Here is a 12,621-nt window from a genome sequence, read left to right on the forward strand (position 1 = left end):
CAGCCCTGGAGCCCCGATGCACCGCCCTCGTCATTTCTCGATGCTGCGCGACTTCCATCTGGCCGACTGGTTCACGCTGGCCAACGCGTTCTGCGGTACCGGCGCGGTGTTTGCGGCGATGCGGTTCCTCCAGGACGGCGGCGTGCGCGATCTGATGATCGGGATGGCGCTGATTCCATTGGCGTTCGTGTTCGATGCGCTCGACGGCCGCATCGCGCGCTGGCGCAAGATCGCCTCCACGCTGGGGCGCGAGCTCGATTCGCTGGCCGACGTGATCTCGTTCGGCCTGGCGCCGGCGGCGCTGGCCTATGCCTGCGGCATGCAGGGCGGCTGGGACTGGATCGTGCTCAGTTTCTTCGTCGGCTGCGGCGTCAGCCGGCTGGCCCGTTACAACGTCACCGCTGAGACCCTGGCCGATGGCGGCGACAAAGTGAAGTTCTTCGAGGGCACGCCGATCCCCAGCAGCCTGCTGCTGGTCGTGGTGCTCGCGATCGCCGCATCGCAGGGCCGGATCGGCGATGCGCTGTGGCTGGGCGACGTTCGGCTCGGCCCCTGGTCGCTGCACCCGCTGGTGCTGATGTTCGCGCTGTCGGGGTCGCTGATGATCAGCAAGACGCTGCGCATTCCCAAGCCTTAGGGCAGCTTCGTGGCGGCTCGAGATGGGGCGTGCGAGGGCGCCGGGCGCGCCGCGGCTGTTGCTATGATCGGGCCATCGCGGCGGGAGCGAACGATGGCCAACAGTGCGTGGGACCCGGCAGCGCCGGGCGAGGAACTCGAGCGGCTCGCGCGCCGCTACTGGGATGCCTGGCAGGCCGCATTGCAACGCACGATGCCCGGCGCTGCGCCCGGCCTTCCGAACGACGCGGCCGCCCGGCCGACCGCGCCCTGGCAGGCGATGTTCGAGGCCTGGATGCCGTCGTCGCCGAGCGGCAAGGCCGGCATCGAGGACGTGTTGCAGCGCTTCAACCGGCAGGCAGGCGACTGGTGGACGCGGATGCAGCGCGTGGCCGAGGGGTTCGCCGGCCAGCAGCCGTCGCCCGAGACCGTGGCACGCACCTGGCGCGACGCGCTGGGCGGCGATGCGGCCAATCCGTTCGCACAGATGTTCGGTGGGCTGGGCGGCACCGGCGTCGAGGGCTGGGATGGCTGGCTGCGGGCGCTGCAGCCGCTGGTCGATGCCCTGCGCGGCGATGGGTCCGCTGACGGGCCCTGGCCCGCGTTGGGGCCATTGCGCGAGCACCAGTTGCGCTGGCAGGCGCTGCTCCACGCGTTCGCCGAGTATCCCAAGACGCAGCAGGCCTACCAGGGCCTGCTGTTGCAGGCCTCGCAGGCCGCGTTCGCACGCTTCGAGCGCCGACTGTCCAACCTCGATGCAGACGCGGTGACGATCGAGTCGCCGCGGGCTTTGTTCGATCTGTGGGTCGAGGCCGCCGAAGAGGCCTACGCCGAAGTCGCATTGTCGCCGGGGTTCCGCAGCGCCTATGCGCAGATGGTCGCCGGGCAGATGCGCCTGCGCCAGGCGCTGCAGCGCGAGGTCGAGCAGGCCTGTCGGTTGCTCGACCTGCCGACGCGCAGCGAACTCGACGGCGCGCACCGCAAGATCGCCGATCTGGAGCGGACCGTGCGCCGGATGCGCGATCGCCTCGATGACGTCGAGGCGGCGCGCACCGCGCCGTCAGCCGCGTCCAGGCAGGAGCCCGAGAAGCCTGCACGGCCAAGCCGCGCGCCGAAGAAGGCGGCCGCCAAGACCGCGCCGCGGCAGGCTGCGAGGAAGACCGCCGCGGCGCAGCGCCAGGGCGCAAAGCGTGCGCCCGCCAAGCGTGCGGCCAAGGCCAAGCACTTGTCGGCGACGATCCCGCAGGCGCCCGCACCGCTGACGTCCGCCAAGCCGCGGACCCGGAAGCGCTGACATGGCGGGACCGGTGCGCATCACGCCCGAACGCATTGCCGAAGAGGCCCTGCAGGTCCAGCGCAAGCTCCTGGCCGGCCTGGCGACGCTGCGCGATGTCGGTGACGTGGACTATGGCGCCACGCCCCGCGAGGAGGTCTGGCGCGACGGCAAGGTCGTGCTGTACCGCTTCATCGGCGCGCAGGCGCCGACCTCGCGTACGCCGCTGCTGGTCGCCTATGCGCTGGTCAACCGGCCGTACATGATCGACCTGCAGCCCGACCGCTCGATCGTGGCCGGCTTGCTGGCGCGCGGGCAGGACGTCTACGTGCTGGACTGGGGCTATGCCGATCGCTCGGACCGGTTCCTCACGCTGGAGGATTACATCGAGCGCTTTCTGGGCGGCGCTGTGGATCATCTGCGCCGCCGCTTCGGTCTGCCTGCGATCGACCTGCTCGGCATCTGCCAGGGGGGGACGTTCGCGCTCAGCTATGCGGCGCTGCATCCCGAGCGCGTGCGTAATCTGATCACGATGGTCACGCCGGTGGACTTCCACACCGACGACAACATGCTCGCGCATTGGGCGCGGGATCTGGATGTCGACCTGTTCGTCGAGACGCTGGGCAACGTCCCGGCGGACATGATGAATGCCTGCTACCTGATGATGAAGCCGTGGCGGCTGCTGGTGCACAAGTACGTGGGGCTGATCGACATCCTCAACGACCCGAAGGGGGTCGAGGATTTCCTGCGGATGGAAAAGTGGATCTTCGATTCGCCCGACCAGGCCGGCGAGGCGTTCCGCCAGTTTGTGCGCCAGTTCTACCAGGACAACGGCTTCGTCGCCGGCAGCCTGGTGATCGGCGAGCGCGCGGTGGAGCTGGCGCGGGTCACGATGCCGGTGCTCAACATCTACGCCGAGCAGGACCACATGGTGCCGCCCGACGCATCGCGCGCAATGCGCGGTCTGGTCGGCACCGACGACTACACCGAGTTCTCGTTCCGCGGCGGGCATATCGGCATCTACGTGTCCGGACGGGCGCAGGCGCAGGTGCCCGCGGCCATCTGCGACTGGCTCGCACAGCGCAACTGATCGCGCCGCCTAACCGCTGTCTTCCCCGTCCGTCAGGAGCCGATCGATGTCCAGCCCCGCCCCAAGCTTGAGCCGTTCCCGCAGCGACCGTGTCCTGGCCGGCGTGCTGGGCGGGGTGGCGCGTCGGTTCGACTGGAATTCCACGCTGGTGCGCGCGCTCTATGTCGTGGTGTCGGTGCTCTCGGCAGCGTTTCCTGGCGTGCTGGTCTACCTGTTGCTGTGGCTGCTGATGCCCGAAGGCGAGACCTGAGGCGATGCAGCGTGGGCAACGCCTGCCGGCCCCATTGCGTGCGCTGTTGCCGGCCTTGGGGGCGGTGTGGACCTTGCCCAACACCGCCATCGGCCTGCTCGGCGGGCTGGCCGGCCTGCCGTTCGGCGCGCGCGCCCGATGGCGCGGCGACGACTGGGCGTTGGTGTTCGACCGCTGGCCCTGGGGGCCGGGCGGGGCGATCACGTTCGGCAACACGATCCTGCATACCGGCGACTCGCTCGACTGCGCCTGCTACACGTACGCGCACCGCGCCGCACTGTGCGTGGAGGCGCCGATCCGCCTGAGCGACCACGAGCGCGCCCATGTCTACCAGTACATGGTGCTCGGTCCGCTGTTCTTGCCGTTGTACCTGCTGTGCGGCGGCGTCAGCGTGCGCAACCGCTTCGAACGTGCCGCCGACCGCTATGCGCTGACCGGGCACGGCTGGTGGCCGTGGCCGACGCCGTGACTGGACGCGTCCCGATTCAGCGCCCGAGCTGCACGCAGGTTTCACCCGCCGGCACCCCGTCCGCAGCGAAGCGCCGTTCGGCGAACATGATGTCGTCGGTGCCGGCCAGGACCACGGTGCTGCTGCGCGTGCCGTAGACCGGATCCTCGATGAAGGGCGGCGACAGGCGCCGTTCCAGCGCGAGGCCGACGCCGGTATCGGGCAGTTGCGCATCGTCGGCGGGGCGCACGTCGCGCAGGCCGGCGAACAGCGGCGCCAGAGACCCTGAAGCGTCAGGCGACGCGGCCAGCCAGTCGTGCAAAGTGCGTGTGGCCGCGTTGCTCTTGGGCCAGGGCGCATCGAATGCGCCGTTGGACATCGCGTGCAATCCCGGTGCAACCTCGGCGACCGCGAAGCGGGGATGGTTGCTGGCGAACCACAGCGCGTCGCCGTCCCACAGCAGCAGGTTGAAGCGCCCGTAGCCTGCAGCATTGTCGGCCAAGGCATGGGCGAAGCGTTCGGCCGACGCGTCGCCGCGGACGAAGTCGCGCACCAGCCAGCCGCGCGACAATGGCGCGGTCTCCGGCGCCACGCCGGCGCGGACATTGGTCACCGCCGCCAACCGGCGGCGCGACGAGGCCTGCAGCCAACTGCCGCCCGACCGCAGGTCGCGGCCGCCGAACACATGCGGCGCCTCGGGGTCGGCGCCGGCCGCCGCGGTCGGACGCGCATGCGCCTCGTCGCGATTGGCGATCAGCGCCAGCGGCAGGTCGGGGCGGGTGTTCCAGGCGACGGCGATCAGGCACATGCGCCGATGCTAGTCGAATGCGGGGCGGCGCCGTGCGCACTGGCTGGGCTGCCCTGCTGAAATGACGCCAAGATTGCGTCCAGGCCGATCGGGATGCGGCCTGCTGGTACCGGAGGCGGGACTCGAACCCGCACGCTTTTAAAGGCGGTGGATTTTGAGTCCACTGCGTCTACCATTCCGCCACTCCGGCGCGGAGGGCGAGTATAGCGGATCGTCCGGCGGTGGAGCGGACAACGCATTCGCGCCATCCGAACATCCCGCCTGGCATGCTCCGCGGGCCGGCGCGTGCCGGTGGCAGCAGGAGACGGGCATGGCGGGCAGTCAACGTGGACGCGGGCGCGCAGACCGCTTGGGGCGACGGCTCGTAGGCGTGCCGGTCGGCATGCTGCTCCTGGCGCTGGCCGCATGCGCAAGCCCATCCGGCCGGCACGTGGGCGCCGCCGAGCCCGTCGGCGAACGGGTGCTCGATCCTGCAGTGTTGCGGGTGCCGGTGCAGCCATCCGGACAGCTGCGTCTGGCGCAGGGCGTCTTCCGCGTGCACCTGAGCAACATCCGCTGCGTGCGTGCGCCCTGTCCCAACGGCTACATGGTGTCCGACGTCGAGGGACAGCCTGCGGCGTTGCGCCCCGATGTGCCCCAACCGGTCTCGCGGTTGCCGCAGCAGGTGCGCTTCGATGCGGCCTCGGGCGGGCCGATCGAAGATGGCCTGGTCGACCGGGCGCATCAGGGAGACGGGATCGTCGTGCAGGGCCGGGCCTGGCTCGACGACGGTGGCCAGACCTTGCGCGTTGAGGTCGAGCGCCTGCTCGACTAGCCGTGTTTGCAGACGCTGCGCCGCGATCTGCGCGTGCAGCTAGTCGCCTGGGTCGAAGGCGTCGGTCTGCATGAGCGTCTCGCGGCGCAGGTACCAGTCCCCATCCTGCGGATCGAACAGTGCGCAGCGCAGGATAGGCGCCTGATAGATGTGCAGCGAAACCGCGACCAGCGCGGGGTCGACGTTGCGGATGATGTGGTACTCGTGCGGCGGGATCAGGCTGCCGGCGCTGCCGGTCTGCGCCTGCACGGTGCTCGCCGGCCGGAAGCGGTGGCGCGCGCCGTCCTGGGCGAGATGTTCGTACTGCACGATCTCGAGCGCGCCGTGCCACACCCCTTCCACGCACCACAGTTCGTCGTGATCGTGCAGCGGCGTGCCTTGGCCGGGGGCCCAGGTCATCGCGACGATGCTGTAGCCGTGCTGCGGGCTGCGGTAGAGCTCGCGGCGCGCGTAGTGGCCGTCGACCGGCGCATGCACGCACGGCGGCAGGCGCACCGCAGGATCGCGGATCAACGCCTGCATCGTCTCGCGCAGCGCCGCGGTGACGGTATGCGCGTCGTCGTGGACGAGTGCGGCATCGACAGCGGCGATCAGCCGATCGCGGCCGGGATAACGGATGTCGGGCAGTGGCGAGGTGGTCTCGGGCATGCGGTCCAGTCTAGCCGCTGCGATCGGTGCGCCGTGTCGCGGCCCTGCACTCAGGGCGCGAGCGCATCGAGGAAGCCGCGCAGCGCCGGCCCGAAGCGAGCGATGTCGACCAGGAACGCGTCATGGCCCTGCGGCGACGCGAGCGGCAGGAACTGCGCATCGACACCGCCGGCGCGCAGGCCGTCGGCGATCTGGCGCTGTTGCTGCAACGGGAACAGGATGTCGGTGTGCACGCCGATGCTCAGCGCGCGCTCGACCCGCAGCGCCGCCAGGCCCGCATCGGTATCACCGCCGCAGTGATCGCCGATGTCGAACCAGTCCATCGACCGGCTCAGGTAGAGATAGCAGTTGGGATCGAAGCGGCGTACGAAGCGCCGTGCATGGCCTTCGAGATAGCTTTCGACCTCGAACTCCAGGCCGAATGGATCCTCGTCGTCGCGGCGGTCCGACTCCAGGCGCACGCGCCCGAAGCGGCCGTCCCATTCGAGCGCCGAGCGATAGGTGATGACGCCGAGTTTGCGCGCCATGCGCATGCCGCTCTCGGGGTAGGCCGCATCACTGTAGTCGCCGCCGTTCCACATCGGGTCGAGCCGGATCGCCTCGCGCTGCAGGGAGCGGATCGCGATCGAGAACGGCAGCGCGCGCGCCGCGCCGCAGATGTTGACGTGCGTGCGTGCCAGGCCAGGGTGGCGCGCCAGCAGCGACAGCGCGGTCATGCCGCCCATCGAGTTGCCGATCACGCAGGCCAGTTGCGCGATGCCCAACGCCCGCACGACGTGCGCGGCGGCGTCGGCGACGTCTTCGATCGCCAGTTCGGGAAACGCCAGGCGATACGGCGCGCCGGTGGCCGGATCGGCCGAGGCCGGCCCGGTGGAGCCCTTGCAGCTGCCCAGCGAGTTGACGCAGACCACGAACCAGCGATCGGTGTCGATCGGACGGCCCGGGCCGACCATCGCCTCCCACCAGCCCGGCGACGGGTCGTCGCTGTGCGCGGCGGCATGGGCGTCGGGCGACAGGCCGGTGACGATCAGGATCGCATTGCCGGCGGCGGGGTCGAGCCGGCCCCAGGTCTCATAGGCGACGCGTGCGCCGTGCAGCATGCCGCCGCGTTTCATCGGGAACGGCGAGGGCAGCGCGACGAAGCGGCTGCCCGGCGGGATGAATTCGGTCATCGGATCTGGCGCCCGGAGGCGCGATGGCGTGCCGGTGGCGCGTGGCGTTGCATGATCGCGGTTCGACCGGCGAAAAGCCATCGCCAGCCGCGCCCCTCGCCGCTAGGGGCGGGGGGCTTCGATCACCAGCTCGATCGTGTCCGTGGTGGGCAGGCTCACGCGCACCGGCGCCGATTCCAGGTCGTCGGCGCTGCGCTCGGCGATGCCGCGGGCCGCAATCCGGGCGACGACCTCGACCTCGTCGAGCGCCGACAGCGGCTGGGTCGGCATCGGGCTGTCGCCGTCGTCGAGCACGATGTCCAGCGGCAGCGCGGACAGGCGGTGGCGCTGCGCGGCCACCGGCATCGGCGGGCCGCCGGGCTGGCGGGCCATCACGAACACACTGGCCTCGGGCGGCAGTCGCGCGGCCAGGGCCGCAGGGTCGCCCGCGATGCGCACGCGCACGTGCAGTGCGCGCGCCGGGACCGCGGCCGTCGCCTCGGTGGCCGGGGCGGTCGACGCGGGCATGCCCGCAGCCTCGCGTGCGGCAGCGATCTGCTCGCGCAGCGTCGCGGCGGTCTCGCCGTCGAGCTGGGCCAGCAGCGGCTCCCAGGTCGCGACCGCAGCCGCATCGTCGCCAGCCTGGCGCTGGGCGATGCCCAGGAACCAGCGCGCGTGCTGCTGTTCGGGATTGCGTGCGAGCACCGTGCGCAGGATCTCGACGGCGGTCTGATCGAAGCGGCGCTGTGGATGCGCCTCGGCGCGCGCCCGTGCGTACTCGACCTGCAGCGCATCGTCGTCGGGCAGCAGCTTGGCCGCACGCTCGATCGCGTCGCGCGCCTTGCCCGGCTCTTGCATCGCCGCATAGCTGCGGCCCAGCAGCAGCCAACCTTCGGGCTGGCGCGGGTCGCGTTCCAGGTCGGCCTGCAGCCGGGTGATCGCCTCTTCCAGCGAACCGGGCGCGCGCAGCGATTGCGGATCGAGCGCGGCGGGGGTGCCGACGATCGTGTACAGGCCGCCGACCAGCACCGGCACCAGCACGGCCACCGCCAGCGCCACGCGTGGCGCCCCGGCGCGCAGGGCGTGGACCAGCATGGCGACGGTCGCCAGCGTGATGCAGATCGCGATCGCAACGAAAACGGCCATTACCACTCCTGGGAGTCATCGATCGGCGACAGTGGCTCGCGGCGACGCGCGGCCACGATCCGCCAGATCACCACGCCACCGGCACCGAGCACCACCAGCGGGCCGAACCACAGCAGCCAGGTCGCCGGCCCGACGCGCGGGCGATAGAGCACGAACTCGCCGTAACGTGCGACCAGATGCTCGCGGATCTGCGTATCGCTTTGCCCGCGACGCATCAGCGTGAGCACTTCGCGGCGCAGGTCGTGGGCGATCTGGGCATTGGAATCGGCCAGCGACTGGTTCTGGCACATCACGCAGCGCAGCTCGAGGATCAGGCTGCGGAAGCGCTTTTCCTCGGCGGGGTTCTCGAATGTCAGCGGCGCCGGATCGACGGCGGCCTGCGCGCGGGCCGCGGGCGGCCAGGCCAGGCACAGTGCCAGCGCGAGCAGCAGCGCACGGATCATGGCGCCTCCAGCCGTTCGACCTGCGGCAGCAGTTGCGTGCGCAGCACCTCAGGGGTCATCGGGCCGACGTATTTCCAGACGATGGTGCCGTCGCCATCGACCAGGAAGGTCTCCGGTGCGCCATAGATGCCCCAGTCGATCGCCGCGTGCCCCTCGTAGTCCACCAGCACCAGCCAGTACGGATTGCCGAACTGCTCCAGCCAGCGCAGCGCATCGCTGTGCTCGTCCTTCCAGTTGTAGCCGATGACGCGCACCCGCTTGGTCTTGGCGAACTCGCTGATGACCGGATGTTCCTCGCGGCAGCCCGGGCACCAACTGCCCCAGACGTTGAGCAGGTAGGGTTCGCCGCGCAGTTCGGCCGCGGTCACCATTCGGCCCGGTTCGTGCAGCACCGGCAGGCGAAAGTCCGGCGCGGGCTTTCCGATCAGCGGCGAGGGGAGGGCGTCGCGGTTGGGATTGCGGCTGAGCCAGACGCCTGCGGCGAGCAGCACGGCGATCGCGGCGAAGACCGCCAGCGGCAACCAGCGGCCGTGGGAGCGGCGGGTCGGGGACGTGGTCATGCGGACGGCTCCCTGCGCGGCGATGGCGGGCGGCGGAAACGGCGATCGCCGGCGACGACGAATGCCCCCAGCGCCATCAGGAACGCGCCGGCCCAGATCCAGCGCACGAACGGCTTGACGTGCACACGCAATGCCCAGGCATCGCCACCGAGCGGCTCGCCGAGCGCGACGTAGACGTCGCGAGTCACGCCCGCGCGGATCGCGCTTTCGGTCATCACCTGGCCGCCGCTGACGTAGGCGCGTTTCTCCGGATGCAGCGTGGCGATCAGGCGGTCGTCGCGCAGCATGCGCACGGTGCCGCGGTCGGAGATGTAGTTCGGCCCCTCATGGTGCTCGACGCCATCGAGCACGAACGCATCGCGCCCCATCTCCAGCGTCTGCCCGGGCGCCAGTGCGACTTCGCGCTGGACGTTGAGCGCCTCGACCAGCAGTGCGCCGACCAGGAACACCGCGATGCCCAGGTGGCCGAGCAGCATGCCGGTCATCTCGGGCGTGAAGCGCCTGGAGCCGGTGCGCAGCCGCACCCAGACGAAGCGCAGCGTGCCGGCGGCGACCCACACCGCGCCGGCGATGCCCATCGCAACCTTCCACGGGCCCTGCGGAGCGAGATAGAAGCCGACCGCGCCCAGCACCAGTGCGAGCACTGCCCACGGCGCGAGCATCCGCAGCGGCCGGCTGGCGGCATCGTTCTGCCAGCGGGTCAGCGGCCCGAACGGCAGCAGCAGCACCAGTGGCGCCATCAGCACCAGGAACAGCAGCGAGAAGTACGGCGGACCGACCGAGATCTTGCCCAGGTCCAGCGCATCGGCCAGCAGCGGATACAGCGTGCCCAGCAGCACCATCGCGCACGCGGCCACCAGCAGCAGGTTGTTGGCCAGCAGCAGCGTCTCGCGCGAGGTCGCGGTGAACGGCTTGCCGCCGCGGCCATCGGGTGCGCGCAGCGCATAGAGCAGCAGCGAGCCGCCGACGACGATCCCCAGGAACACCAGGATGAACAGGCCGCGCGCCGGATCGGCGGCGAAACTGTGCACGCTGGTCAGCACGCCCGAGCGCACCAGGAACGCGCCCAGCAGCGACAGCGAGAACGTGGCGATCGCCAGCAACAGCGTCCAGCCGTGGAAGCTGCCGCGCTTCTCGGTCACCGCCTGCGAATGAAGCAGCGCCGCGCCGGCCAGCCAGGGCATGAAGCTCGCGTTCTCGACCGGATCCCAGAACCACCAGCCGCCCCAGCCCAGCTCGGCATACGCCCACCAGGAGCCGAGCGCGATGCCGATGGTCAGGAAGGCCCAGGCCACGTTGGTCCAGGGCCGCGTCCAGCGCAGCCAGCGCGCATCGATGCGGCCGTCGAGCAGCGCGGCGATCGCGAACGCGAACGGCACCATGAAGCCCGAGTAGCCGATATAGAGCATCGGCGGGTGCACGATCATCCCCGGGTCCTGCAGCAGCGGGTTGAGATCGCGGCCGTCGAGCGGCATCGGCAGGATGCGATCGAAGGGATTGCTGGTGAAGATCAGAAACGCCAGGAAGCCGAAGCAGATCGCGCCCATCACGCCGAGCACGCGGGCCAGCACCAGGTCGGGCACCTCGCGCGAGCCCCAGGCCACGGCGCCGTTCCAGCACGCCAGCAGGAACACCCACAGCAGCAGCGAGCCTTCGTGACCGCCCCAGACCGCCGTGATCCGATAAATCATCGGCAGCAGCAGGTTGGAGTTCTCGGCCACGTAGCGCACCGAGAAGTCCTGCACCATGAAGGCGACGGTGAGCAGCCCCCAGGCGGCGAGCAGCAGGATCGCCTGCGCGTAGGCGGCCGGTCGCGCCGTCGCCATCCACGGCGCGATGCCGCGACGTGCGCCGAGCAGCGGCAACAGGGTCTGCAGCAGTGAGGCGACCAGCGCCAGCAGCAGAGTGATCTGACCGAGTTCAGGCAGCATCGGTGCGCTCCGGGCGCGGCCCGCAGACCCAAGCCGTCATTGCGCGCCCTCGGCCGGCGTCGCGACCCCGTGCTTGTCGTGGGCCAGGCCCATCTTGTCGGCGACCTCCTTGGGCACGTAGGTCTCGTCGTGCTTGGCCAGCACCTGCTCGGCGACGAACACGCCGTCGGCCATGCGCCCGGTCGCGACCACCGCCTGGTTCTCGCGGAACAGGTCGGGCAGGATGCCGGTGTAGCTGACCGGCAGTTCTGCATCGCCATCGGTGACGCGGAAATGCGCCTCCATCGATCCGCTCTCACGCGCGAACGAGCCGTCGGCGACCATCCCGCCGAGGCGGAAGCGCGCCTCGCCCGAGGCGACCGCCGGCCCTGCGGCGCCGCCCAGCACCTCGGCCGGGGTGTAGAGATAGGAGACGTTGCGCTGCAGCGCGAAGGCGATCAGCGTGGCCGACAGCGCACCGGCGGCGGTGAGCGCGACGACGAAGCCCAGGCGGCGTTTGCGGATGGGGTTCATCGGGTCAGCTCCGTATCGGGGGCGGGAACGACGGAGGCCCGGCGGCGGGCCTCGAGGGTGCGCACCGCACGCAGCGTTTGCGCGATGCGGATCCGCGGGGCGACGAAGTCCCACACCAGCACGGCTGCGAACACCGCATAGGCGGCGATGACGTATTCCAGATAGCTCATGCGCGTTCTCCCGGTGCGCCGGCCATCCGCCGCACCCAGTCCTTGCCCGCCTCGCGGCGCAGGTTGTCGGCGCGTGCGCGCGCCAGCAGCGACCCGACGAACCAGAACTTGGTCGCCACGATCATCCACAGCAGCGGGCCGATCATGCTCGCGTCCATGCTCGACTGACCGAATACGCGGATCGTCTGTCCCTGGTGCAGCGAGTCCCACCACACCACCGAGTAGCGGATGATCGGCAGCAACGCGACCCCGACGATCGCCAGCAGCGATGCCGCGCGCGCCGCCGTGCGGCGGTCCTCGATCGACTGGTACAGGCCGATCACCCCGAGGTAGAGGAACAGCAGGATCAGCTGGGTGGTCAGGCGCGGGTCCCAGTCCCACCAGGTGCCCCACATCGGCTTGCCCCAGATCGACCCGGTGACCAGCGTGATCACAGTGAAGGCTGCGCCGATCGGCGCGCAGGCCATCGCCAGGATCTCGCACAGCTTGATCCGCCAGACCAGCGCGATCGCGCCGTAGAGCGCCATCAGCGCGAACACCGCCAGACTCATCCAGGCGCTCGGCACATGGATGTAGAGGATCCGGAAACTGTCGCCCTGCTGGTAGTCGGCCGGGACCTGGAACAGCGCACCGTACAGGCCGACGGCCATCGTCAGCAGCCCCAGCCCGTAGGCCCACGGCGCCCAGCGCCGCGCGAAGCGGTCGAATGTCGGCGGCGAGCCGAGCTGATGGAACCAGAGGATGATGGGATTCATGCGGGC

The 12,621-nt window shown here is 70.4% G+C and carries 16 protein-coding genes and 1 tRNA gene; 6 read left to right on the forward strand and 11 right to left on the reverse strand.

From position 1 onward, the window contains the following. Window positions 1–16 precede the first annotated feature (16 nt). The 5 genes from ABE487_RS11765 (at window position 17) to ABE487_RS11785 (ending at window position 3,697) form a co-directional block, all read left to right on the forward strand. Window positions 17–637, forward strand: coding sequence for a CDP-alcohol phosphatidyltransferase family protein (locus ABE487_RS11765; protein WP_346452670.1), 621 nt, complete (start codon window positions 17–19; stop codon window positions 635–637). A gap of 93 nt (window positions 638–730) precedes the next feature. After that, a complete protein-coding gene (locus ABE487_RS11770) occupies window positions 731–1,909 on the forward strand; it encodes a poly(R)-hydroxyalkanoic acid synthase subunit PhaE (RefSeq protein ID WP_346452671.1) in 1,179 nt (392 codons plus the stop codon). Between the two features lies 1 nt (window position 1,910). Continuing rightward, on the forward strand, window positions 1,911–2,978 hold the full coding sequence (gene phaC / locus ABE487_RS11775; protein ID WP_346452672.1) for a class III poly(R)-hydroxyalkanoic acid synthase subunit PhaC: 1,068 nt from the start codon (window positions 1,911–1,913) through the stop codon (window positions 2,976–2,978). Window positions 2,979–3,024: 46 nt separating this feature from the next. Continuing rightward, window positions 3,025–3,228, forward strand: coding sequence for a PspC domain-containing protein (locus tag ABE487_RS11780; protein ID WP_346444960.1), 204 nt, complete (start codon window positions 3,025–3,027; stop codon window positions 3,226–3,228). A 4-nt stretch (window positions 3,229–3,232) separates the two neighbouring features. Beyond that, window positions 3,233–3,697, forward strand: coding sequence for a hypothetical protein (locus tag ABE487_RS11785; RefSeq protein ID WP_346452673.1), 465 nt, complete (start codon window positions 3,233–3,235; stop codon window positions 3,695–3,697). 16 nt (window positions 3,698–3,713) lie between these two features. On the opposite strand, the gene ABE487_RS11790 is transcribed toward ABE487_RS11785, so the two are convergent. Both ABE487_RS11790 and ABE487_RS11795 read right to left on the reverse strand, forming a co-directional pair. Further along, window positions 3,714–4,484: an NRDE family protein gene (locus ABE487_RS11790; protein WP_346452674.1), complete on the reverse strand. Its 771-nt coding sequence runs from the start codon at window positions 4,482–4,484 to the stop codon at window positions 3,714–3,716. Window positions 4,485–4,588: 104 nt separating this feature from the next. Further along, window positions 4,589–4,674 (reverse strand) — tRNA-Leu (locus ABE487_RS11795). Between the two features lie 120 nt (window positions 4,675–4,794). On the opposite strand from ABE487_RS11795, the gene ABE487_RS11800 reads away from it, so the two are divergent. After that, window positions 4,795–5,298, forward strand: coding sequence for a hypothetical protein (locus tag ABE487_RS11800; protein WP_346444955.1), 504 nt, complete (start codon window positions 4,795–4,797; stop codon window positions 5,296–5,298). Between the two features lie 39 nt (window positions 5,299–5,337). On the opposite strand, the gene ABE487_RS11805 is transcribed toward ABE487_RS11800, so the two are convergent. The 9 genes from ABE487_RS11805 to ABE487_RS11845 form a co-directional block, all read right to left on the reverse strand. Then, a complete protein-coding gene (locus ABE487_RS11805) occupies window positions 5,338–5,946 on the reverse strand; it encodes a cysteine dioxygenase family protein (RefSeq protein WP_346444953.1) in 609 nt (202 codons plus the stop codon). Window positions 5,947–5,996: 50 nt separating this feature from the next. Further along, on the reverse strand, window positions 5,997–7,118 hold the full coding sequence (locus tag ABE487_RS11810) for a homoserine O-acetyltransferase (RefSeq protein WP_346452675.1): 1,122 nt from the start codon (window positions 7,116–7,118) through the stop codon (window positions 5,997–5,999). A 102-nt stretch (window positions 7,119–7,220) separates the two neighbouring features. After that, window positions 7,221–8,243, reverse strand: a complete 1,023-nt coding sequence (locus ABE487_RS11815; protein ID WP_346449040.1) for a tetratricopeptide repeat protein — start codon at window positions 8,241–8,243, stop codon at window positions 7,221–7,223. Continuing rightward, window positions 8,243–8,686 carry a cytochrome c-type biogenesis protein gene (locus ABE487_RS11820; RefSeq protein WP_346444947.1) on the reverse strand — a complete coding sequence of 148 codons (444 nt, stop codon included), beginning with the start codon at window positions 8,684–8,686 and terminating at the stop codon, window positions 8,243–8,245. Before ABE487_RS11820 ends, ABE487_RS11815 begins: the two co-directional genes overlap by 1 nt. Continuing rightward, the gene (locus ABE487_RS11825) at window positions 8,683–9,246 is read right to left on the reverse strand and encodes a DsbE family thiol:disulfide interchange protein (RefSeq protein ID WP_346444945.1); all 564 of its coding nucleotides are present in this window, start codon (window positions 9,244–9,246) and stop codon (window positions 8,683–8,685) included. Before ABE487_RS11825 ends, ABE487_RS11820 begins: the two co-directional genes overlap by 4 nt. Next, window positions 9,243–11,177, reverse strand: a complete 1,935-nt coding sequence (locus tag ABE487_RS11830; RefSeq protein WP_346444943.1) for a heme lyase CcmF/NrfE family subunit — start codon at window positions 11,175–11,177, stop codon at window positions 9,243–9,245. The genes ABE487_RS11825 and ABE487_RS11830 overlap by 4 nt, the downstream gene beginning before the upstream one ends. A gap of 36 nt (window positions 11,178–11,213) precedes the next feature. Next, a complete protein-coding gene (ccmE, locus tag ABE487_RS11835; protein WP_346452676.1) occupies window positions 11,214–11,690 on the reverse strand; it encodes a cytochrome c maturation protein CcmE in 477 nt (158 codons plus the stop codon). Next, window positions 11,687–11,860 (reverse strand): heme exporter protein CcmD, encoded by a 174-nt coding sequence (gene ccmD, locus ABE487_RS11840; protein WP_346444939.1) that lies wholly within the window; start codon window positions 11,858–11,860, stop codon window positions 11,687–11,689. The genes ccmE and ccmD overlap by 4 nt, the downstream gene beginning before the upstream one ends. Then, the gene (locus ABE487_RS11845; RefSeq protein WP_346452677.1) at window positions 11,857–12,615 is read right to left on the reverse strand and encodes a heme ABC transporter permease; all 759 of its coding nucleotides are present in this window, start codon (window positions 12,613–12,615) and stop codon (window positions 11,857–11,859) included. The genes ccmD and ABE487_RS11845 overlap by 4 nt, the downstream gene beginning before the upstream one ends. Window positions 12,616–12,621 lie beyond the last annotated feature (6 nt).

Source organism: Luteimonas sp. TWI596 (genome assembly GCF_039674105.1).
Classification (GTDB): Bacteria; Pseudomonadota; Gammaproteobacteria; order Xanthomonadales; family Xanthomonadaceae; genus Luteimonas.

What these genes read in the sequence shown, in the direction of transcription:
- ABE487_RS11800 (WP_346444955.1), top strand. Translation starts at nt 4,795, where the DNA reads ATGGCGGGCAGTCAACGTGGACGCGGGCGCGCAGACCGCTTGGGGCGA.
- ABE487_RS11765 (WP_346452670.1), top strand. Translation starts at nt 17, where the DNA reads ATGCACCGCCCTCGTCATTTCTCGATGCTGCGCGACTTCCATCTGGCC.
- ABE487_RS11780 (WP_346444960.1), top strand. Translation starts at nt 3,025, where the DNA reads ATGTCCAGCCCCGCCCCAAGCTTGAGCCGTTCCCGCAGCGACCGTGTC.
- ABE487_RS11830 (WP_346444943.1), bottom strand. Translation starts at nt 11,177, where the DNA reads ATGCTGCCTGAACTCGGTCAGATCACTCTGCTGCTGGCGCTGGTCGCC.
- ABE487_RS11820 (WP_346444947.1), bottom strand. Translation starts at nt 8,686, where the DNA reads ATGATCCGTGCGCTGCTGCTCGCGCTGGCACTGTGCCTGGCCTGGCCG.
- ABE487_RS11810 (WP_346452675.1), bottom strand. Translation starts at nt 7,118, where the DNA reads ATGACCGAATTCATCCCGCCGGGCAGCCGCTTCGTCGCGCTGCCCTCG.
- ccmE (WP_346452676.1), bottom strand. Translation starts at nt 11,690, where the DNA reads ATGAACCCCATCCGCAAACGCCGCCTGGGCTTCGTCGTCGCGCTCACC.
- ABE487_RS11790 (WP_346452674.1), bottom strand. Translation starts at nt 4,484, where the DNA reads ATGTGCCTGATCGCCGTCGCCTGGAACACCCGCCCCGACCTGCCGCTG.
- ABE487_RS11845 (WP_346452677.1), bottom strand. Translation starts at nt 12,615, where the DNA reads ATGAATCCCATCATCCTCTGGTTCCATCAGCTCGGCTCGCCGCCGACA.
- ABE487_RS11770 (WP_346452671.1), top strand. Translation starts at nt 731, where the DNA reads ATGGCCAACAGTGCGTGGGACCCGGCAGCGCCGGGCGAGGAACTCGAG.
- ABE487_RS11825 (WP_346444945.1), bottom strand. Translation starts at nt 9,246, where the DNA reads ATGACCACGTCCCCGACCCGCCGCTCCCACGGCCGCTGGTTGCCGCTG.
- ccmD (WP_346444939.1), bottom strand. Translation starts at nt 11,860, where the DNA reads ATGAGCTATCTGGAATACGTCATCGCCGCCTATGCGGTGTTCGCAGCC.
- ABE487_RS11805 (WP_346444953.1), bottom strand. Translation starts at nt 5,946, where the DNA reads ATGCCCGAGACCACCTCGCCACTGCCCGACATCCGTTATCCCGGCCGC.
- ABE487_RS11815 (WP_346449040.1), bottom strand. Translation starts at nt 8,243, where the DNA reads ATGGCCGTTTTCGTTGCGATCGCGATCTGCATCACGCTGGCGACCGTC.
- ABE487_RS11785 (WP_346452673.1), top strand. Translation starts at nt 3,233, where the DNA reads ATGCAGCGTGGGCAACGCCTGCCGGCCCCATTGCGTGCGCTGTTGCCG.
- phaC (WP_346452672.1), top strand. Translation starts at nt 1,911, where the DNA reads ATGGCGGGACCGGTGCGCATCACGCCCGAACGCATTGCCGAAGAGGCC.